This window comes from Rhodococcus sp. IEGM 1351 (assembly GCF_030056875.1).
Taxonomy (GTDB): Bacteria; Actinomycetota; Actinomycetes; order Mycobacteriales; family Mycobacteriaceae; genus Rhodococcus_F; species Rhodococcus_F opacus.
Genome location: NZ_JASHKU010000011.1, coordinates 195117 through 214766, shown reverse-complemented (window position 1 = coordinate 214766; position 19650 = coordinate 195117). Strand labels below are relative to the sequence as shown.

18 protein-coding genes are annotated in these 19650 nt (G+C 67.3%); 10 read left to right on the top strand and 8 right to left on the bottom strand.

Annotated elements, in window-relative coordinates; genetic code table 11:
• Nucleotides 1–20 precede the first annotated feature (20 nt).
• Both QM806_RS20920 and QM806_RS20915 read right to left on the bottom strand, forming a co-directional pair.
• The gene (locus QM806_RS20920; RefSeq protein ID WP_283292694.1) at nt 21–1637 is read right to left on the bottom strand and encodes a 4-hydroxyphenylacetate 3-hydroxylase family protein; all 1617 of its coding nucleotides are present in this window, start codon (nt 1635–1637) and stop codon (nt 21–23) included.
• Nucleotides 1638–1658: 21 nt separating this feature from the next.
• The gene (locus QM806_RS20915) at nt 1659–2231 is read right to left on the bottom strand and encodes a flavin reductase family protein (protein ID WP_005566286.1); all 573 of its coding nucleotides are present in this window, start codon (nt 2229–2231) and stop codon (nt 1659–1661) included.
• A gap of 239 nt (nt 2232–2470) precedes the next feature.
• Between QM806_RS20915 and QM806_RS20910 the strand changes: the two genes are divergently transcribed.
• Both QM806_RS20910 and QM806_RS20905 read left to right on the top strand, forming a co-directional pair.
• Nucleotides 2471–3418: an AraC family transcriptional regulator gene (locus QM806_RS20910; RefSeq protein ID WP_120660393.1), complete on the top strand. Its 948-nt coding sequence runs from the start codon at nt 2471–2473 to the stop codon at nt 3416–3418.
• Nucleotides 3419–3484: 66 nt separating this feature from the next.
• Complete coding sequence (locus tag QM806_RS20905) at nt 3485–5014, top strand: HNH endonuclease signature motif containing protein (RefSeq protein ID WP_283292690.1); 1530 nt, start codon at nt 3485–3487, stop codon at nt 5012–5014.
• On the opposite strand, the gene QM806_RS20900 is transcribed toward QM806_RS20905, so the two are convergent.
• Genes QM806_RS20900 through QM806_RS20890 form a run of 3 tightly spaced genes read right to left on the bottom strand, consistent with a single transcriptional unit; the run spans nt 4911 to nt 7709 of the window.
• The gene (locus tag QM806_RS20900; RefSeq protein WP_120660394.1) at nt 4911–6122 is read right to left on the bottom strand and encodes a cytochrome P450; all 1212 of its coding nucleotides are present in this window, start codon (nt 6120–6122) and stop codon (nt 4911–4913) included. The two genes, QM806_RS20905 and QM806_RS20900, sit on opposite strands and share 104 nt — an antisense overlap.
• Nucleotides 6123–6136: 14 nt before the next feature.
• Nucleotides 6137–7501, bottom strand: coding sequence for an NAD(P)/FAD-dependent oxidoreductase (locus tag QM806_RS20895; RefSeq protein WP_349307605.1), 1365 nt, complete (start codon nt 7499–7501; stop codon nt 6137–6139).
• Nucleotides 7491–7709: a ferredoxin gene (locus QM806_RS20890; protein ID WP_005572322.1), complete on the bottom strand. Its 219-nt coding sequence runs from the start codon at nt 7707–7709 to the stop codon at nt 7491–7493. The genes QM806_RS20895 and QM806_RS20890 overlap by 11 nt, the downstream gene beginning before the upstream one ends.
• 358 nt (nt 7710–8067) lie before the next feature.
• On the opposite strand from QM806_RS20890, the gene QM806_RS20885 reads away from it, so the two are divergent.
• Nucleotides 8068–8352, top strand: a complete 285-nt coding sequence (locus QM806_RS20885) for an ANTAR domain-containing protein (protein ID WP_005259010.1) — start codon at nt 8068–8070, stop codon at nt 8350–8352.
• On the opposite strand, the gene QM806_RS20880 is transcribed toward QM806_RS20885, so the two are convergent.
• Nucleotides 8349–8690 carry a TraR/DksA family transcriptional regulator gene (locus tag QM806_RS20880; protein ID WP_005259009.1) on the bottom strand — a complete coding sequence of 114 codons (342 nt, stop codon included), beginning with the start codon at nt 8688–8690 and terminating at the stop codon, nt 8349–8351. The genes QM806_RS20885 and QM806_RS20880 overlap by 4 nt on opposite strands.
• An 83-nt stretch (nt 8691–8773) precedes the next feature.
• On the opposite strand from QM806_RS20880, the gene QM806_RS20875 reads away from it, so the two are divergent.
• The gene (locus QM806_RS20875) at nt 8774–9535 is read left to right on the top strand and encodes a class I SAM-dependent methyltransferase (protein ID WP_133985175.1); all 762 of its coding nucleotides are present in this window, start codon (nt 8774–8776) and stop codon (nt 9533–9535) included.
• 1 nt (nt 9536) lies between these two features.
• On the opposite strand, the gene QM806_RS20870 is transcribed toward QM806_RS20875, so the two are convergent.
• Together QM806_RS20870 and QM806_RS20865 are read right to left on the bottom strand one after the other, a co-directional pair.
• Nucleotides 9537–10076, bottom strand: coding sequence for a DinB family protein (locus tag QM806_RS20870; protein ID WP_005259007.1), 540 nt, complete (start codon nt 10074–10076; stop codon nt 9537–9539).
• Nucleotides 10077–10117: 41 nt separating this feature from the next.
• Complete coding sequence (locus QM806_RS20865; RefSeq protein WP_005572320.1) at nt 10118–11137, bottom strand: Lrp/AsnC family transcriptional regulator; 1020 nt, start codon at nt 11135–11137, stop codon at nt 10118–10120.
• Between the two features lie 128 nt (nt 11138–11265).
• Between QM806_RS20865 and QM806_RS20860 the strand changes: the two genes are divergently transcribed.
• The 6 genes from QM806_RS20860 to QM806_RS20835 all read left to right on the top strand — a co-directional run bounded on the left by QM806_RS20860 (nt 11266) and on the right by QM806_RS20835 (nt 19634).
• Nucleotides 11266–12510, top strand: coding sequence for a M20 metallopeptidase family protein (locus tag QM806_RS20860; protein WP_133985173.1), 1245 nt, complete (start codon nt 11266–11268; stop codon nt 12508–12510).
• Nucleotides 12507–13823, top strand: a complete 1317-nt coding sequence (locus tag QM806_RS20855) for an MFS transporter (RefSeq protein WP_133985171.1) — start codon at nt 12507–12509, stop codon at nt 13821–13823. The genes QM806_RS20860 and QM806_RS20855 overlap by 4 nt, the downstream gene beginning before the upstream one ends.
• 92 nt (nt 13824–13915) lie before the next feature.
• Nucleotides 13916–15058: a lipase family protein gene (locus QM806_RS20850; protein ID WP_005572317.1), complete on the top strand. Its 1143-nt coding sequence runs from the start codon at nt 13916–13918 to the stop codon at nt 15056–15058.
• Between the two features lie 157 nt (nt 15059–15215).
• On the top strand, nt 15216–16871 hold the full coding sequence (locus QM806_RS20845; protein WP_054247608.1) for a sigma-54-dependent Fis family transcriptional regulator: 1656 nt from the start codon (nt 15216–15218) through the stop codon (nt 16869–16871).
• Between the two features lie 116 nt (nt 16872–16987).
• Complete coding sequence (locus tag QM806_RS20840) at nt 16988–18496, top strand: aldehyde dehydrogenase family protein (protein WP_005251153.1); 1509 nt, start codon at nt 16988–16990, stop codon at nt 18494–18496.
• A 25-nt stretch (nt 18497–18521) separates the two neighbouring features.
• Nucleotides 18522–19634 (top strand): NDMA-dependent alcohol dehydrogenase, encoded by a 1113-nt coding sequence (locus QM806_RS20835; protein WP_005258992.1) that lies wholly within the window; start codon nt 18522–18524, stop codon nt 19632–19634.
• Nucleotides 19635–19650 lie beyond the last annotated feature (16 nt).

The window sequence follows — 19650 nt, the reverse complement described above, 5'->3', positions numbered from 1 at the left end:
GTTTCTCCTGGTCTGCGCGATTAGCTGCGGCCGAAGTAGGACACGTCGTCGTTGCCGATCAGGTCGGGCACGGTCCACCCGTCGAGGTCGTACTCGGCCAGGCACTGCTCGGCCAGACCCTTCATCGAGCTGACCGTGCCCCGGTTCTCGGCGAACATCAGCAGTTCCGCCTTCACGCCCTCGTGGTTGCCGGCGTAGTTCCGTTCGTACAACTCGTGGCGGCCACCGAACTCGCTGCCGATCGAATCCCACAGCGCCTTCATGATCTTGACGCGTTCGACCGCGGTCATCCCCTCCGAACCGCGGACGTACTTGTCCAGGTACGGTCGGACGTCGGGGCTCTTGAAGTCGGCGGACGAGGACGGCAGGTAGATCAGCCCGGACGCGACGTCCTGTTCGATGATCTCCTTGATCCGCGGGTAGCCCTGCTGCATGAACATCCGGTACGTCAGCCCGTACTCGAGCTTCGGGATGACGGTGTCGCCCACCCACGGTTCCGGGTCGCGGACCATCGATTCGGTCAACGACCAGAACAGGTTCCGCCAGCCGATGACCTCACCGACGCGGGTCTGCACCCCACGGAACCCGCCGGCTCCGGTGGCGTCGAGGGCCTTCATCAACATGCCGGCGATGAAGTCCAGCTTCACGGCCAGGCGGGTGCAGCCCTGCAGGGTGAAACGCGGCAGGAATCCGGATTGCGGGAAGAACGCGTTGATCTTGTCCACGTCGCCGTACATGAACACGTTTTCCCACGGCACCAGCACCTTGTCGAAGACGAAGATTGTGTCGTTCTCGTCCATCCGCGACGACAGGGGGTAGTCGAACGGGGAGCCCATCACCGCGGCCTGCTGGGTGTAGGAGGTGCGGCAGATCAGCTTCACACCCGGCGCGTCCATCGGGACGGTGCAGATCAGCGCGAATTGCTTCTTCTTGATCGGCAGACCGTAGTGGGCGATGAAGTTGTAGTTGGTGATCGCCGAGCCGGTGGCCACGACCTTGGCGCCGGAGACGATCAGGCCGGCGTCGGTTTCCTTCTCCACCTTCATGAACACATCCCCGACCTCGTCGGGCGGGAGCTGCCGGTCCACCGGCGGGTTGATGATCGCGTGGTTCCAGTACAGGACCTTTTCCTGCGATTCCTTGTACCAGCGCTCGGCGTTGTCCTGGAACGGCGAGTACAGCTCCTTGTTCGCGTGCAGGGTGCCGAGGAACGACGCCTTGTAATCGGGGCTACGGCCCATCCAGCCGTACGTCATCCGCGCCCAGGTGGCGATCGCGTCACGATCCTTCAGCAGATCGTCGGAGTTCTTCGGCGCCCGGAAGAACGGCATCGTCACACCCCCGCTGCCGGTGTCCGTCGGTGTGGTCAGAGTGTCGACGTGCTCGCCGGTATGCATCGCGTCGTAGAGGCGGGCGGTCATCCGGATCGGGTTACGGAACGCCGGATGCGTCGTGACATCCTTGACACGCTCGCCGTGCAGGTAGATCTCGCGGTCGTCGCGCAGCGACTCGATGTACTCGTCACCGGTCATCGGACGGGTGGCGAAGTTCGCGGTCCGGTTCGCTTCACAGTCGGCGCCGACATTGACCTTCGTGCGGTCGACGTCGGTATCGGGGGCAGCTTCGGTGGTGGTCATGGTGTTCCCTTTCGGTCAGGATTACGAGGCAGCCTGAGCGAGCTGCAGGTGGAGCGGAGTAAACGACGCGGCGGCATCGAACCATCCGCTGTGGGGGTCGTCGAGGCAGCCGTTCCACGCCGTGGTGCCCGAGGTGGCACCGAGGTCGTGGAAGGTGCTGCGGTAGAACAGCAGTGGGTCCTTGGTCGCGTCGACGGTCGCGTCGACGATCTCGCCGATGAAGATGATGTGGTCACCGCCGTCGTAGGAAGCCCAGGGTGAGCACGTGAGCGTGGCCGCGTTGCCGGACAGCGCGGGAGCGATGCCAGCGGAGTCCCACACCGGTTCCGTCCGTTGCGGTTTGCCCGCGAAGTGCATGGCCGTGTCGAGCTGATCGGCGGCCAGAATGTTCACCGCGAACGGCGCATCACCGAGGTAGCTGCATGCCTTCGACTTCCGGGTCAACGTCACCTGGCACAGCCGCGGCTCTATCGAGACGGCGGTGAAGGCGGTGACGGTCGCGCCGTGCGGCTCACCGGCGGCATTGGCGCACGTGATCACGGTGACGCCACTGGCGAACTGGCCGAAAATGTTACGCAGAGTGCGCTGGTCCATTTCTCCTGACCGCCTTTCTGCACGATTCGTGCGATTACCCCTGCGATTGGGGACCTGCACAACGTATGACGGGCGTCACAGTCCGTCGATCCGCATTGCGAAGGCGCGATCCGGAACGCGAAACGGGTTTGCCGGACGTGAGTCGCCGGCGCTTGCAGTGACGTGAGTCACAGGCGATGCTAGGGTCGGGAGTTGCCCATGCGCGGTCGTGGCGCGAGGTGAGAGGTCTGGACGTACGCATGCGAGGACGGTTGGAAGGTCCCGGTTTCACCGACTGGGACGAGGTTCACGAGGTGGTCGCGGACGCGTACTTCCCTCACGAGCTGCGTCCGCTGTCACGGGACACCGCTGCGCGGTCTTCCCTGGAGTCCTCGCAGATGGGCCCGTCCAGGCTCGCCCGGATCGGTTTCGGCGCGCCCGTGTCGATCGAGTCCGACCATCCCGGTGCGTACGGCATCAACATCCCCCTGGCCGGCCGCATCGTCTCCGTCACCGGCGGGACGGAAGTGACCTCGACGCCTGGGCTGGCCACCATCTGCCCGCCCGACACCCGCACCGTCATCACCAACTGGAGCAGTTCCTGCGAGATCATCGGATTCAAGGTGGACCGAGACTACCTGCAGCGCGAAATGGACCGCGTGCTCGCACGGCCCGGCCAGGAGTTGCCGCGGCAACTCGACCTGCGCACCGGCGCAGGCGCCGACTGGCTGAGGTTCGTCCGCTCCATCGCCGACCAGGCGTTGCGCGACAGCGTTCTCCTACACAGCGATCAGGTGTCGCAACAACTGTGCGGAGCGTTGACCACTGCGCTCGTGCTCACCGCGATGCCGGACGACGACGCAGGTGCCGCGGGAATCCGGCCGCGCATCGTCAAGCGAGTCATCGACGCGATCCAGCAGGACCCGGCCCGCCCGTGGAGCGCGGGGGAGATGGCTGAACTCGTCGGAGTGAGCGTCCGGCGCATGCAGCAGGGGTTCCGCGAATACGTGGGTATGACTCCGATGGAGTACCTCGTCGACGTGCGCCTCGAGCGTGTCCACGCCGACCTCACCGGAATCGGCTCCTGCGCTACCGTTTCCGAAGTCGCGACACGCTGGGGAATCATGCATACCGGAAGATTCGCCGCCGCCTACCGCCGCAAGTACGGCGTGACGCCGTCCGAGTCACTGCGCGATCGCGGGGTCTGATCGGTCCGGTGGGGAGGCTCGGTTTCGCCTCCGAAACGTGTCGGACCCTCGCGGTAGTATTCGCACATGAGTTCGACTGGAGGGTCGGCGGGTAGCCGGGTGGCGGAGCATATGTCGATGCTCGATGCCGCGGTGGACGGGTTGCTCGATGCCGGGCTGGCCGAGTTGTCGGACTCTGATCTCGTCGAGGTGATGCGCGGGGTGGAGCAGTGGCTTCGCCGCGCGGAGGCGGTCTCACACCGTTTGGTCGTGGAGAGCGTGGAACGTTCGGTCCCGGCAAGTCTGGGGTATTCGTCGCCGAAGAAGCTCCTGATCGACGTACTCCGGATCTCGGGCGCGGACGCGTCCGCCCGCCTCACCGCTGCCCGCGAGCTGGGCGTGTGGCACACCATGGCCGGCGAACCGATGCCACCCGTCTTGCCGGAAACCGCTGCGGCACAGAGCGACGGTGACATCGGCACGGATCATGTGCGGGCGATTGCGAAGGTGATGCGCAAGATTCCCCACGCCGTCGACAACGACGCGGTCGCCGACGCCGAGGCCGTGCTCGCGAACTTGGCGAGAAGCGGAACCCCGGAGGATGTGGAGCAGGCCGGGCACCGGTTGCTGGCATACCTGAATCCGGACGGGAACCTCGGCGACGACCGCGACCGGAAACGCCGACGGGGCATCTCGATCGGTCGGCAGGACACCGAGCTGATGTCGAGAATCTCCGGTGAGCTCGATCCCGTAGCGCGGGCGATGCTCGATCCGATCCTCGCCAAATGGGCGCGGCCCGGAATGAACAATCCGGACGATCCCGCCTCGCCGGCCGGCGACGGCGAAGACCCGTCGATCGATCGTGACCTGTTGGCGGCGGCGGCCGTCCGCGATACCCGCACCGCAGCGCAGCGCAATCACGATGCGTTCAGCACAGTGTTCCGGGCGCTGCTCGAGTCGGGGGTGCTCGGCCGGCACCGGGGCCTCCCTGCCACGGTGATCGTCACGATGACACTCGAGCAGCTGGAGCAGGCGGTCGGTGGTCTGGCCACGACCGCCACCGGTGGGTTGCTCCCGATCGCGGACGCATTAGCATTGGCCGAGGAGGCGCATCCGGTGCTCGCGCTATTCGACCATGCGGGTCGTCCACTGCACCTTGGTCGGCGACGTCGTCTGGCCAACGCCGACCAACGGCTCGCGCTGATCGCCGCAGATGGGGGTTGCACCCGGCCGGGGTGCTCGTCACCGGCGAGTCTGTGTGCGGTTCACCATGTCACGGACTGGCACAAGGGTGGGCACACCGACATCGAGGGTCTCGCCCTGGTTTGCGACGCCTGCCATGCTCAGGTCAACGACGGTCCGGCCGGATGGGCGACGAGGTCTGCGCCCCACCATTCCGCATACGCGGGCCGGACCGAATGGATCCCGCCAGCACACATCGACCCCACCCGAAGACCGCGAATCAATCACCGACATCACCCCGGTGAGTTGATCGGGGATGCGCGGCGGCAGCTCACCCACAGTCCACCAGCAGGTGCCGCGGGCCTCGCAGCACCGGGTTGGGCCGGTAGGGCGGCGGGTCCTCGACGAGGCGCGGATTGGGGAGGCGGCGGATGAGTTCGGCGAGCGCCATCTGCCCCTCGAGGCGGGCGAGGGGTGCGCCGAAGCAACTGTGGATGCCGCTGCCCAGACCCACGTGCTGGTTGTCCGCGCGGTCGGGGACGAACTTGTCGGCGTCGACGAATCGTTCGGGATCACGATTGGCCGATGCCAATGCCAGTACGAGCGGCGAACCCTTCGGGACCGTGACACCGTCGATTTCGATGTCCACGATCGGCGTTCGCTGACCCAGGAGATGCACGGGCGGTTCGAAGCGGAGCAGTTCCTCCACGGCCTGCGGCATCAACTGCGGTTCGGCGCGAAGACGTTCGAGAACGTCGGGATTGCGCAGCAAGGTCAGCATGCCGTTGGTGATGAGGTTGACGGTGGTTTCGTGCCCGGCGATGAACAGCAGGATGGAATTGGTGACCAACTCGACGGTGTTCAACTGACCGTCGGGCCCCGAATCGTTGGCCAGCCCCGACAGCATGTCGTCACCGGGATCGCGGCGACGGTCCTCGATGAGACCGGCCATGAACATGGCCATCTCCATCTGGGCCTTCTGCGCCACCTTCGCCTGCTCGTTGTCGGCGCTGGTGCGACGCGGGTCGATGGCTGCCACCAACGCGTCGGCCCAGGCGTGGAACCTGGGTTCCTCCTCGTGGGGTACTCCGAGCAGTCGGCAGATCACGGTGACGGGGAAGGGGTAGGCGAAGTCGTCGACGATGTCGATGCGCTCCTTACCGTCCAGCCCGTCGACCAGTTTCGTGACGAGTGTGGCGAGTTCGCCACGCATGGAGTCGATTCGGTCGGGGCTGTGCGGCGGGCCGAACTGTCGCGTCGTCAGTCTCCGTAACCGATCGTGCTCGGGCGGATCGAGTTTGAGGAACGACTCCGGCCCGTCGCCGGCACGATCCGATCCGGGAAGTCCCGGACCACGGTTGTGCAGGTCGGAGCTGATCCGCGGGTCGTGCAGGAGCGCCATGACGTCGTAGTACCGTCCGACGAGGTAGGAGCCGTTGTCCTGCGGCGCCACCCGGGTCTCACGAAGTTCCTCGTACAGCGGATACGGATTCGGCCGGCTCGCCTGGTCGGTGATCCGCTGGAACAGCTGCGCACGCGACATGGACACTCTCCCTGTTACTTCGGTAGCGAGACGAACTCGACCCGACGTTCGGTGGGCAGATGGCCGGTCACCGCGACGGTGGGTCCGTGGCTGAGAACGGCCGGGTCCGGCAACTCCGACGCACGCACCTCGAACGGCTCCGCCCGGTCCATGACGTCGAAGTCCGGGGGGAATGCGGCCGCCGACTCGATCAGGCCTCGGTAGAAGTCGAGCCACTTACCCTGGTTGAATGCCACAGCCGCCGTGACGCGTCCGCGGAAGCCGTACGCCGCCACGAATCGCCGGTCGGCGACGGAACCCTGCGTGATTACCACCTGATCGGAGTAGGTGGGGATACCCACGGACTTGATGTTGACGCCGAACTGGCTGGACCAGAACGCCGGAATCTCGAGGTGCGGCCGCCGGCGGAGACCGTCGTGGATCATGTTGTGCGCCGCCACCTCGGCCTGACCGATCGCGTTGCCCCAGTGCTCCAGTGCCAGCAACTGGTAGTCGTAGAGCGGATGTGGTTGCCGCGCAACGTCACCGGCGACGAACACGTTGTCGGTGACGATGCCGTTGATGTCGAATGCCCGGCAACCGGCGTCGCACGTGACCCCGCGGGGTCCCGCGGCGAGACCGGAGCCGAACAGCCAGTCGGTGTTGCGGATACTGCCCTGCGCGACGATCGCCACATCGACGTCGAGTGTGGTCCCGTCCGACAGATGCGCACGGCACAGCTGCCCGTTGCCGTCCCCGTCGAGCCCGGTCACCGTGACCCCGGTGCGCAGGTCGACGCCGTGGTCGCGTTGCATGTCGGCCGCGACCGCCGCCACCACTCCGCCGAGCGCGCCGACCAGCGGTGCCGGGCCGCGTTCGGTGACCGTCACGGACAGCCCGCGCTCCCGGCACACCGACGCGATCTCCGAGCCGGTGAACCCGGCCCCGATCACCAGGACATGACGAGGTCCGGCGAACAGTCGCTCGTTCAGCCGGCGTGAGTCGTCGCAGGTTCGGATGGTGAAGACGCCGTCGAGTGCGGCCTCGGACGAGTTCGACCACGGCCTGGCGCGGACGCCGGTCGAGATCAGCACCTTGTCGAACTCGACGGTGGCGCCGTCGCTGAGAACAACCCGGTTGTTCTCCAGATCGAGACGGGTGGCCCGCACACCGAGCCGCCACTGCGCGTCGAGGTCCGGGCGGAAGGGCAGCGCCGCGTGGTCGGGCGGCATGATTCCGAGGAGCACTGCCTTCGACAGCGGGGGCCTGTCGTACGGCTCGTAGGGTTCGTCGCCGATCAGGGTGAGGGAACCGTCGAAGCCCTGCCCCCGCAGTGCCTCCGCGGCGCGCAGGCCCGCGAGCGACGCGCCGACGATGACGATCCGCACGTCACTGCCCATCGTGTCGGGCGGGGATGTCCGTGGTGATGGCATGCACCGGGCACGCGGCGGCGGCTTGCGCCACATGGTCGCGTTCGTCGTCGGTGGGGCCCGCGTCGTAGAGAAGTGCCTCTTCTCCGTGCAGGGTGAAGACGCCGGGTGCGAGGAACACGCACTGCGCGTAACCCTGGCACCGATTGAGGTCGACGACGAGCTTCACGTCAATCATCCCGACTCTGAACAGTTCTGGTCACACGGGTCCACAGGGACTGCGCGGCGCACGGCCGTCCGATCGCGTCGGGCGGAGACCTCCACCCGGAAACCAGTATTCCGGAATGGCCGAACTGTTCGGTTTGGATCCGCTGTTCTGGAGCCATTCAGAAATGTGGCGCCGTCCGCCCCTACCGACGGGTAGTACCCTGAAGTAGTAACGAGAGTTACAAGTATCTTGCCGGCGTTCGTATCCTGCTGGCGAGAAACAACTTTCGGACACGGTCTCGATTCGGCAACACGGACGCCCCGATCGTGATGTGATGTGGTGACAAGAGACCGGCAACGCCCAGTGGCGACACCTCAGAGGCGGAAGATTGACGATCGAAGCTCACCGCGACACCCGCGCGACACGGCACCTGTCCGCTTTGGACGCTGCAGTACAGATCCTGACCACCGCGCGCGGTAGCTCGTACAGCGCGGACCAGGCCTTCGACGAACTACTCGATTCCTCCATGCGGCATCAGGTCGATGTCGGTGATCTGGCGGAAGCCCTCGCCGACCTCGCCGACGGCGTGCACCCCGCCGCAGACGACCATCGACGGGCACGGGACGTGGCCACCCGGGAATGGGGAGCCCTCCTGTCCGGTAACACCGGCTAACCGGCGCAGTCGATACACGTCTGCGCGGCAGGTAGCGCGTCGAGCCGGACGTCGGCGATCGGCAGGCCGCACCGCGTGCAGAGGCCGTACGTCCCGTCGTCGAGCCGCTGCTGCGCCGCCGCCAGATCCTCCAACTCGCGCCGCGCGTCGGCCAGTAGCGCCGACACCTGGGCCCGCTCGAACGCGATGGTCGAACCCTCGGGGTCGTGTTCGTCGTCGTCCGTGGTGAATTCCGAACCCTCCACGATCGCAGTGAAACGGCCGGTCAGCGATGCGATCCGGCGTTCTGTGTCGGCGCGTTCCTCGGCGATTCGGGTGTGGTGTTCCGGGACGGTCATGTCTGGGTCAACATCGCCGGCGGCCCGGTGCTTCCCCACGTAATCCGCTCGATCGACCCGGAATTTTCTGTCAGGCTTCCGGCATGGGACGCACATTCGAGGAACTGGTGGCCGAGGCGGAATCCGTGTCGGTGGACGGCTGGGATTTCTCCTGGCTGGACGGCCGGGCCACCGAACAGCGGCCGTCGTGGGGATACCAGCGCCTGATGGGTGAACGGCTCGCGCCCGCGAATGCCGCCCTGGACATCCAGACCGGGGGCGGGGAGGTCCTCGCCGGTACGGCGAAGATGCCTCCCGTGATGGTGGCGACGGAATCGTGGCCGCCCAATGTCGCGAAGGCCACGGCGCTGCTGCACCCGCTCGGTGCGGTGGTGGTGGCCGACGCGGACGAGCCGCCGCTGCCCTTCGCCGACGGCGCCTTCGACCTGGTGACGAGCAGGCACCCCGCCACGGTGTGGTGGGACGAGATCGCCCGCGTCCTGCAACCCGGAGGTACGTACTTCTCGCAGCACGTCGGGCATGCGAGTGTCTTCGAACTCGTCGAGTACTTCCTGGGGCCGCAACCGGAGAAGGTGCGGCGCGGCCGCCACTACGAGGACGAGAGTGCGGACGCGCAGGCCGCCGGTCTCGACGTCGTCGATCTCCGCTTCGAATCCCTGCGGATCGAGTTCTTCGACATCGGCGCCGTCATCTACTTCCTGCGCAAAGTGATCTGGATGGTGCCCGGCTTCACCGTCCAGCAGTACCTCGAGCGGCTGCGGGAGCTCCATGAGCTGATCGAGGCGGAGGGGCCGTTCGTGGCGCACTCGACCCGCTTCCTCATCGAGGCTCGCACCCGCGGCTGACTCAGCCCATCGACTTCGACCCGTCGAGAGCCTCCCGGATGATGTCGGCGTGCCCGGCGTGCTGGGCGGTCTCGCCGATGATGTGGAGCAGGACACGGCGGGCGGACCAGCGTGATCCCGGTTCGAACCACGGCGCTTTCGGCAGCGGATGCGAGATGTCGAGGTCGGGCAGCGAGGCCACGATCTCGTCGGTCCGGTGCGCCACCTTCGCGTACCGGTCGAGGACGTCGGCCAGCGTCTCGTCGTCGCGGAGTGTGAACTCCTTCTCGCGATTGTCGGTGCCGGTGCCGTCCGCGGGACCGCCCCGAACGGCGTCGGTGCCGCGCACGATGAAGTCGGCCCACACCCGTTCGACGTCCGACACGTGTTTGACGAGTCCGCCCAGGCACAGTTCGCTCGCCGTCGTGCGCTGGGCCGCCTGCTCGTCGGTGAGGTCCCGGACGGTGTAGCGGAGGAAGTAGCGGTGCTTCGCCAGCGACTCCAGCAAATCGGCACGCTCGCCGGTCGTCGACGTTTTCGCGGTAGAGGTCACGGTGATCACCTGCTCCAGCCGGTCCGATGATGCCCATTCGACCGTAGCGGTCAGCCGCCGTGCGCGGTGACATAACCGGTCGCGCGGCCGTGGGTGTCGAGTTCCCACCCCATCCGCTTCCGGGACCGGAGCGTGACCGACGAGTCGATGATCTCGAGGCTGGGGGCTCGGCTCTCCAGCCACTCCTGAACCCGCAACAGGTCGGGCAGCGAGGGCACCCACATGCTGACGAGGAAGTTCGCGGGTCCGGTGAGCGACATGCACAACCTCAGTTCGGGCCGGGTGTTGACGATCTCCACGACTTCCCGGTGTGCGCGCACGGGCAGGCGGCACCACCACGTGACGGTGATGGGCCACCGCGTCGCGTCCTGGGCCACGTCGCAGCGCAGCACCACCGCACGGGAGCGCAGCAACCCCGCGAGCTGCCTGCGAACCGATGATGCCGGCCGGTCGATGACCGAGGCGATCTCGCGCGCGGACGCCCGGCCGTTCCGGGTGAGTTCGCGGACGAGCGCGCGGGCGACCTCGTCCGTCAGGCTTTCCGGCCGAGCCGATCCGGACTGCGGAGGGGTGCTTTCCAGCGCGGCGATCGCGGCGGACTGTGCCGTGTCCAGGGAATCGAGGCGCCAGCGACTGCCCTCCGCGTGGAGTGCGGTGCACGTGTGGGTGCGGGTCGAATTGACGCTCGGATGGCCGGGCAGTTCCTCGAGCACCAGGTCCGACAACTCGTGCAGGGACCCCGTCTGCACGGTCAGAATGAGGTCCCGCCCGCGCGCGGCATGCTCGATGGACGCCACCCGTGGGTCGCGAGTGAGGGCCTCGACCAGCGCCTTCGTGCCGCTGAGATCGCACGTCACCTCGATCATGGCGGTGAATGCACCGGCGCCCGTCATCGGCGCGGGGTACGCGGTGATCCAGGCCAGTCCGCGCTCGGTGATCGACTCCCACCGCCTTGCCAGCGTCGCGGACGTCGTCCGCAGGATCGGGGCGAGCTCGGACCACGTCGCGCGTGGACGGATCTGCAGTGCATGAATGAGCGAAAGCTCCGATTCAGTCAGCAATTCGCTCATAAAACCTTCCCTGAATCGGCACAGATGATCGTTTTCGACGATCTCGACAGTCCGTCGCTGCGCGGATCACAGCATATGACCACCGACGCATTCGGTCGAGAAAGTGACCACCGACATAAGGGAGAGCAATGAATCTCGTGGACGACGCCCGCGCCCTCCAGGGTGACCTCGTGCAATTGCGTCGCGTACTGCACCGCGAACCGGAGGTCGGACTGGACCTGCCGCGCACGCAGGAACGTGTCCTCGAGGCGTTGGACGGCCTTCCGCTCGAGATCTCGACGGGAACGAACACGACGTCGGTGACCGCGGTGCTCCGCGGCGGCAGGCGCTCGATCGACGCCGCGCAGACGGTGCTGCTGCGCGCCGACATGGACGGACTCCCGGTCACCGAACAGACAGGACTCGACTTCGCTGCGCAGAACGGCGCCATGCACGGATGCGGACATGATCTGCACACCGCTGCGCTGGTCGGCGCGGCGCACCTGCTCAGCCGTCATCGCGACCACTTGGCGGGTGACGTCGTCCTGATGTTCCAGCCCGGCGAGGAGGGGTGGGACGGCGCCAAGGTCATGGTGGACGAGGGTGTGCTCGACGCCGCCGGGCGCCGCGCCGACACCGCCTACGGCATGCACGTCTTCTCCTGCCAGAAGCCGCAGGGGCGGTTCTTCTCCAAGGCGGGCACGCTGCTCGCGGCGTCGTACAAGCTGACCGTCACGGTGCGCGGGGCGGGCGGCCACGGATCGTCCCCGTCGACTGCCCGGGATCCGATCACCGCGATGGCCGAGATGATCACGTCGCTGCAGACGATGGTCACCCGGACGTTCGACGTGTTCGACCCCGTCGTGGTGACGGTCGCGAACGTGCAGGCCGGGTCGCGGCACAACATCATTCCCGACGATGCGCGGTTCGAGGCGACGGTGCGGTGCTATTCGCCCACCACGTACGAGAAGGTCCCGGCGGCGCTGCGCCGGGTGCTGGAGGGGGTGGCGTCCGCGCAACGCGTCGAGGTCGACGTCGCCGTGGCCCCCGAGTTCCCGATGACAATCAATGACGTGGACGAGGTCGCGTTCGGTGCCGAAGTGGTCAGCGACCTCATGGGAGAGGACCGATACGAGACGGTCACCCATCCGATGGCAGGGTCCGAGGACTTCTCCTACGTCCTGCAGGAAGTGCCCGGTGCGTTCATCGGACTGGGCGCGTGCATGCCCGGTGCCGATCCCGCGGCCGCTCCCATGAACCATTCGCCCCGAGCGCAATTCGACGACGCGGTGCTCGCCGACGCCGCCACCATCTACGCCGGACTGGCCGTTCGACGGCTGGACAAGGCCCGATCCGACAATGCTGCTGTGGCGGCGGGGAGCGACGCACGATGACCGAGATCGCCACCGAGAGCGGGACCGTGAACACCGTCCAGCAGAGATCCGAGCGCTGGGAGAAGGTGCGCGCGATCGTCGGCGTGGGCACGGGCAACGGGATCGAGTACTTCGACTGGACCGTCTACGCGACGTTCGCCGCGTTCTTCGCCCCTCAGTTCTTCCACACCGGCTCCGCGGTCTCCGACCTGCTCGCGTCGTTCGGAGTCTTCGCCGTCGGATTCGTCGCCAGGCCGTTCGGCGGTCTGCTTTTCGGCTGGCTGTCGGATCGGCGGGGACGCAAACTGTCGATGACGCTCGCCGTCGGACTGGCGGCCGTCGGCAGTCTCGTCATCGGTCTGACGCCGACCCATCAGACGATCGGCGTCGCGGCGGCGGTGGTCCTCGTCGTGGCGCGTCTCGCGCAGGGTGTCGCGCACGGCGGCGAGTTGCCGTCCGCGCAGACCTACATCGTCGAATTCGCGCCGACGGCCCGGCGCGGACTGTGGTCGAGTCTCATCTACATCTCCAACACCACCGGAGTCGTCGTCGGCACGCTTCTCGGCGCACTGCTCACGACGACGCTGAGTTCGGAGCAGATGGCCGACTGGGGTTGGCGGGTGCCGTTCCTGCTGGGCGGCGTGCTCGGGCTGTTCGTGTTGTGGATGCGGTCCCGGATGAAGGAGACCGAAGTCTACGAGGAGTCGGGTGACGAGACGGCGAAGCAGTCGATGTGGCAGCTGTTCCTGGCGCACCGGCGGCAGGTGTTCCAGATCCTGTTCTTCACCGTCGGCGGCACCGTCGTCTACTACGTGTGGGCCGTGTCGGCGCCGGCCTACGCGATCACCGTCCGGGGCATCGATCCGTCCGGCGCACTGTGGGCGGGGGTCGGCGCGAACCTCGTACTGATTGCGTCCCTGCCGTTCTGGGGTGCGTTGTCGGACCGGATCGGACGCAAGCCGGTGCTGTACATCGGCAACGTCGGTATCGCTGCCCTGCTGTTCCCGCTCAACGCCATGATCGGGCACAGCGCGGTCACGCTGTTCTTCGCGATGGCGATCGCCCTGTTCGTGATGGGCGCGATCCTGTCCGTCATGCCGGCGATGATGGCCGAACTGTTCCCGACCGGGTTGCGCGCTGCCGGTGTCGGGGTGCCGTATTCGATCGGTGTGGCGGCGTTCGGCGGGACCGCCGCGTATGTCCAGACGTTCTTCGCCGACCGCGGTACGCCGGACCTCTTCGAGTGGTATGCGCTCGCGCTGGTCGCGGTCTCGATCGCCGCACTGTTTACGATCCCCGAGACCCGGGGACGGGATCTCGCGTCCCAGACGTAGCGCACGTGAGTGGCAAAGCGTGCTCCTGCACGCTTTGCCACTCACGTGCGGGGACGCTCTATCTTGAAGCGGTGAAGACACACTCGGTACGGATGGCGCGAGCCGCGGCAAGCGTCGCGATCGCATCGCTGACGGTGGGCGGCACCTGCCTCGCCTCCCCGGCCGCGTTCGCGGACGAGGCCGAACGCGCGCCGGGGAGCGTCGTGGAGGTCGAGCCTCTGCCCGTCGACCTCTGGATCCCCGGCGCCGCCGACGCGCAGCGAATCACCTACTGGTCGATCGGGTCCGACGGGAGCCCCGCACTCAGCAGCGGCGCCCTGTACGTGCCGCCGGGGGAGGCGCCCGACGGGGGATGGCCGGTGGTCGCGTGGGCGCACGGCACGTCCGGTCTCGCGGACGACTGTGCGCCCTCGCTCGTCGGGCCCGCGCTCCCCGAGCGGGACTACCCGTACCTCGGACGCTGGCTCGACCAGGGATACGCCGTCGTCTCCACCGACTACGTCGGCCTCGGCACACCCGGTGTGATGCCGTACCTCGACGGAAAGGTCGAGGCGCACAGCGTCGTCGACTCGGTGAAGGCCGCCCGCGCCGTCGACGAGTCCCTGTCGAACAAGTGGGTCGTGGTCGGCCAGTCGCAGGGCGGCGGCGCCGCGATCACCACCGCCCGCTACGCCACCGAGTACGGCGGCGAGACGCTCGACTTCCGCGGGGCCGTGGGAACGGGTGTGCCCGCGAACATCGAGCTGACACTGCTGCCGCTCGGCCCGGGAGTGCCGCCCACGGCGATCCCCGCCGGCCTCACGTCGTACCTGTTCTACATCCTCGCGGGACTGCGGTCGGCGCACCCCGAGATCGACCTCGACTCGTATCTCACCCCGCTCGGCGCCCACTACGTGAACGCCGCGGAGCAGCTGTGCGTCAACGACCTCCACGACGCCGCGGAGGGTGTGGTGGTCGGCGACCTGTTCGGCAAGCCGCTGAACCAGATCCCGAACTTCCACGGACTGCTCGTGGACTACATGGGCGTCCCGACGAGCGGGTACGACCGTCCCCTGTTCATCGGGCAGGGGCTCACCGACATCGACGTGCCCGCGCCCTCGGCGTTCTCGCTGGTCGCGGCGCTGACCGCCAACGGTGAGCCGGTCACGTTCAAGACCTATCCCACCGACCACAGCGGCACGCTCGTCGATTCGCAGGCCGACACCATCCCGTTCGTGCGGGGGCTGTTCGACTGAGTTAACGCGGCACTGTCCAGATTCCGGACAGTTGCTCGCCGCGCCCGCAGGCACTATGGCGTGGGTCACACTGGGTGGGTACGTTCGGGTGTGAGTCGTGCACCGGTGCACGACCTGACCCGCGCGCGGCAAGGAGTCGAGGTTGGAGTTTGGCGGCATGACCGGGCACGCGGCGATGCGGCCGGAGATCGCGTTGTCCTGGAAGCGTTCGGCGCTCAGCGGCCTGGAACCGAGTTCGACGCCGACCGGTGACTCCTGCTCCGACCTGGACGAGTCCAGCCGGCTGTTGCAGGCGGCCCGGCCCGTCCTCGACGAGATGGAACAGCAGATCCAGGGCACCGGATTCTGTGTCCTGCTCGCCGACCGCGACTGCCGCATCGTCGCCCGGCTCTTCGACGGCCCCCGACTCGAGCGTCTGATCGACGGCGCCGGGGCGGTGCTGGGGTCGAGGTTCGGCGAGGACTGCGTCGGGACCACCGCGCTGGGGACTCCGATGGAGGTCCGGCGTGGAGTCGTGATCCACGGCGAGGAGCATTACCTCGAGCGGTTCAAGGACCTCAGCTGTTACGGACACCCGATCGTGCATCCGGTGACGCGCCGCGTCGAGGGCATCCTCGACATGACGGGCGTCGCGTCGCGTGCCAACCCGCTGTTCGCCCCGTTCCTGGCCCGCGCGGCGGGGGACATCGAACGACGGCTGCTCGAAGGGTCCAGGGTGTCTCAGCAGCGGCTCGTGGACGCGTTTCAGCGGGTCTCGCCGCAGAATCAGATGGCGGTCACCGCGATCGGCGAGGACATCCTGCTCAGCAATCGGGTGGCGCTCGACCTGCTCCAGGTGTCCGATCACGCGACGCTGCGGGGGCTTGCCGCGGACCTGCGTCCGGAGCAGTCGAAGACGGTGCGCATCCAACTGTCCTCGGGCGAACCGGCGTTGGTCCGCGCCGACCGCGTGGCAGGCACGGACGGCGGGGCCGTGTTCGTCGTCCGGCCGGACCGCCGGACCAGCAACCCCATCCGGCGCGGCAAGTCCCCGTCGAGTTCCGTCGTCGAACGCAGCAGGTCGGAGTTGTCGCGGCTGCGCGGGACCCGGGATCCGGTGGTGATCAGCGGCGAACCGGGAACCGGCAGGACGACGGCGGTCCGCGACCTGGCCGGCGACCGGTCGCTCGTATGTATGGACGCCACCGCCATCGCTCTCGACGGCGCCGAGGCCTGGATCGACCGACTTCTCTCGCTGGCGGCGGGACCCTCCGCGGTCCTGGTGATCGAGGAAGTGCAACTGTTGCCCGAGTCGATGCTGCCGCTGGTCGTGAAGATGCTGGCGGCCGACGCGGGGCCACGCATCGTGATGACGAGTTCTCCTCTGGGTGACCTGCCGCCGGGCGTGGCGGGTCTGGTGGGCCGCTGTCCCGGACAGGTGGTGCTTCCGCCGCTGCGGCAACGCAGCCGCGAATTCGCGGACATAGCGCAGGGGATCCTCGATTCGGTCCGTCCCGGTCTCCGGCTCACGGCGAGCGCGCTCGACGCTCTGATCGCCCGCGACTGGCCGGGCAACATCGCGGAACTGTCCGTCGTGCTGCAGGCCGCCGCGGGCAGACGCAGCAGCGCGAACATCGCTGTCGCGGATCTGCCCGACCAGTATCGGACGCCGACGCGGGTGTCCCGGCTGGCCGGCCGCGAGCGCGCCGAACGCCAGGCCATCGTCGACGCACTGCAGGAATGTGGCGGCAACAAGGTGCACGCCGCGGCCGCGCTCGGCATCAGCCGCAGCACGCTCTACGTCCGGATCCGAGCCCTCGATATCACCGTCTAGCTGCAGTTTCATCCACCGATCCGCGACCGTCCGGAGGTGTCCGAAGTCAGGACAGTTAGTGATATGGCAACCAGTGCACTATGAGCCACGTCACATTCACAACTTCGGAGGTTTTGATGACAGCGACGATCGAACCCAGCCAAGCGGAACTCTTGCCGTCGGTACGGAACTTTCTGTCCGGCACCAAGCGATTCCTCGTCGGAGGGCAGTGGGTGGAATCGGCGAGCGGCGAGACGTTCGAGACGATCGACCCGGCCACCGGGCAGGTGCTGACCACCGTCGCGCGCGGTGGCGCCGAAGACGTCGACCGCGCGGTCCGGGCCGCACGCACGGCATTCGACGAGGGCCCGTGGGCGACCATGAAGCCCAACGAGCGGGAACGGCTGATCTGGCGGGTCGGCGACATCCTCTCCGAGCGCGCCGAGGAATTCGGCCAGCTCGAGGCGCTGGACAACGGCAAGTCGGCGGGCATCGCCGCGGCTGTCGACGTCGCCTGGTCGGCCGACATCTTCCGCTACTTCGCGGGCTGGGCCACCAAGATCGAGGGCAGCACGGTCAACGTGAGCATGCCGTTCGTCCCCGGTGGCCAGTTCCATGCGTACACGCTGCGTGAACCCGTCGGCGTCTGCGGTCTGATCGTTCCCTGGAACTTCCCGTTGCTGATGGCCGCATTCAAGCTGGCCCCCGCGCTCGCCGCAGGCAACACGGTGATCCTCAAGCCCGCGGAGCAGACCCCGCTCACCGCGATCCTGCTCGGCGAGGTGTTCGAGGAGGCCGGCTTCCCGCCCGGCGTCGTCAACATCGTCACCGGCTACGGAGACGCGGGCGCGGCACTGTCGGCCCACGACGACGTCGACAAGATCGCGTTCACCGGCTCCACCGAGGTCGGGAAGAAGATCGTCGACGCCGCCAGGGGCAACCTGAAGAAGGTGTCGCTCGAACTCGGCGGCAAGAGCGCCAACGTCGTGTTCGCGGATGCGGACTTCGACGCCGCCGTCACCGGATCGCTCAACGCCTGGCTGTTCAACCACGGCCAGTGCTGCGTCGCCGGCACCCGGATGTTCGTCGAGGACAGCATCTTCGACGACTTCACCGCAGCGGTCGCCGAGGCCGCCGGCCAGGTCAAGATCGGCCCAGGACTCGACCCCACCACCCAACTCGGACCGCTGGTGTCGCAGGAACAGTTCGACAAGGTCACCGGCTACCTGGCCGCCGGACTCGCCGACGGCGCCCGCGCCCTCACCGGCGGAAAGCGCTGGGGCGACACCGGCTTCTACGTCGAGCCGACGGTGTTCGTGGACGTGAAGCCCGAGTTCAGCATCGTCGAGGAGGAGATCTTCGGCCCCGTCGTCGCAGCGCTCCCGTTCAACGCAGAGGAGGGAGTCGCAAAGGCGGCGAATAGCAGCATCTACGGCCTCGCCGCCGGAATCTGGACCAAGGACCTGTCCAAGGCCCACCTCACGGCCCGTCAGCTCAAGGCCGGTTCGGTGTGGATCAACCAGTACAACGGGTTCGACACCGCCATGCCGTTCGGCGGATACAAGCAGTCCGGGTGGGGACGTGAGCTCGGGGCCACCGCCATCGATCTCTACACCCAGACCAAAGCCGTCAACATCGCACTCTGACCGTCACTCAACGAGGAGAGAAGACATGAAGACCAAAGCAGCGGTTCTGTTCGAGACGCACAAGCCGTTCGAGATCATCGAACTCGATCTGGACGGCCCGGGTCCCGGCGAAGTGCTCATCAAGTACGTCGCGGCAGGCCTGTGCCACTCGGACCTGCACCTCACCGACGGCGATCTGCCGCCGCGTTTCCCCATCGTCGGCGGGCACGAGGGTTCCGGCATCATCGAGGAAGTCGGCCCCGGTGTCACCAAGGTGAAGCCCGGCGACCACGTGGTCTGCAGCTTCATCCCGAACTGCGGCACGTGTCGGTACTGTGCCACCGGCCGCCAGAACCTGTGTGACATGGGCGCCACGATCCTCGAGGGGTCGATGCCCGACGGATCGTTCCGGTTCCACTCGGGCAAGCAGGATTTCGGTGCCATGTGCATGCTCGGCACGTTCGCGGAGCGCGCCACCATCTCGCAGCACTCGGTGGTGAAGGTGGACGACTGGCTCCCGCTCGAGACCGCCGTCCTCGTCGGCTGCGGTGTGCCGTCCGGTTGGGGCACCGCGGTGTACGCCGGCGGAGTTCGCGCCGGTGACACCGTCGTCATCTACGGCATCGGCGGACTCGGTATCAACGCCGTGCAGGGCGCGGTCAGCGCCGGCGCCAAGTACGTCGTGGTGGTGGATCCGGTGGCCATGAAGCGGGAGGCCGCGCTGAAGTTCGGCGCCACCCACGCGTTCGCGGACGCCGCGACCGCGGCAGAGAAGGTCAACGAACTGACCTGGGGACAGGGCGCCGATCAGGCCCTCATCCTGGTGGGCACCGTCGACGAAGAGGTGGTGCAGAACGCGACCGCCGTCATCGGCAAGGGCGGCACCGTCGTCATCACCGGCCTCGCCGACCCTGCCAAGCTCACCGTGCACATCTCGGGAACCGACCTGACCCTGAACCAGAAGACGATCAAGGGTTCGCTGTTCGGCTCGGCCAACCCGCAGTACGACATCGTCCGACTGCTACGCCTGTACGACGCGGGTCAGCTCAAGCTCGACGAGCTGATCACCACCAAGTACACGCTCGAGCAGGTGAACGAGGGCTACCAGGATCTGCGGGACGGAAAGAACCTGCGTGGCGTGATCGTCCACCAGCAGTAGGCGGCTTCGCCGCCCG

Coding starts and splice junctions, on each gene's coding strand:
- QM806_RS20845 (WP_054247608.1), top strand. CDS start 15,216: ATGACCGGGCACGCGGCGATGCGGCCGGAGATCGCGTTGTCCTGGAAG.
- QM806_RS20900 (WP_120660394.1), bottom strand. CDS start 6,122: ATGTCGCGTGCGCAGCTGTTCCAGCGGATCACCGACCAGGCGAGCCGG.
- QM806_RS20875 (WP_133985175.1), top strand. CDS start 8,774: ATGGGACGCACATTCGAGGAACTGGTGGCCGAGGCGGAATCCGTGTCG.
- QM806_RS20880 (WP_005259009.1), bottom strand. CDS start 8,690: ATGACCGTCCCGGAACACCACACCCGAATCGCCGAGGAACGCGCCGAC.
- QM806_RS20860 (WP_133985173.1), top strand. CDS start 11,266: ATGAATCTCGTGGACGACGCCCGCGCCCTCCAGGGTGACCTCGTGCAA.
- QM806_RS20895 (WP_349307605.1), bottom strand. CDS start 7,501: ATGGGCAGTGACGTGCGGATCGTCATCGTCGGCGCGTCGCTCGCGGGC.
- QM806_RS20835 (WP_005258992.1), top strand. CDS start 18,522: ATGAAGACCAAAGCAGCGGTTCTGTTCGAGACGCACAAGCCGTTCGAG.
- QM806_RS20910 (WP_120660393.1), top strand. CDS start 2,471: ATGCGAGGACGGTTGGAAGGTCCCGGTTTCACCGACTGGGACGAGGTT.
- QM806_RS20840 (WP_005251153.1), top strand. CDS start 16,988: ATGACAGCGACGATCGAACCCAGCCAAGCGGAACTCTTGCCGTCGGTA.
- QM806_RS20855 (WP_133985171.1), top strand. CDS start 12,507: ATGACCGAGATCGCCACCGAGAGCGGGACCGTGAACACCGTCCAGCAG.
- QM806_RS20915 (WP_005566286.1), bottom strand. CDS start 2,231: ATGGACCAGCGCACTCTGCGTAACATTTTCGGCCAGTTCGCCAGTGGC.
- QM806_RS20850 (WP_005572317.1), top strand. CDS start 13,916: ATGGCGCGAGCCGCGGCAAGCGTCGCGATCGCATCGCTGACGGTGGGC.
- QM806_RS20865 (WP_005572320.1), bottom strand. CDS start 11,137: ATGAGCGAATTGCTGACTGAATCGGAGCTTTCGCTCATTCATGCACTG.
- QM806_RS20890 (WP_005572322.1), bottom strand. CDS start 7,709: ATGATTGACGTGAAGCTCGTCGTCGACCTCAATCGGTGCCAGGGTTAC.
- QM806_RS20905 (WP_283292690.1), top strand. CDS start 3,485: ATGAGTTCGACTGGAGGGTCGGCGGGTAGCCGGGTGGCGGAGCATATG.
- QM806_RS20920 (WP_283292694.1), bottom strand. CDS start 1,637: ATGACCACCACCGAAGCTGCCCCCGATACCGACGTCGACCGCACGAAG.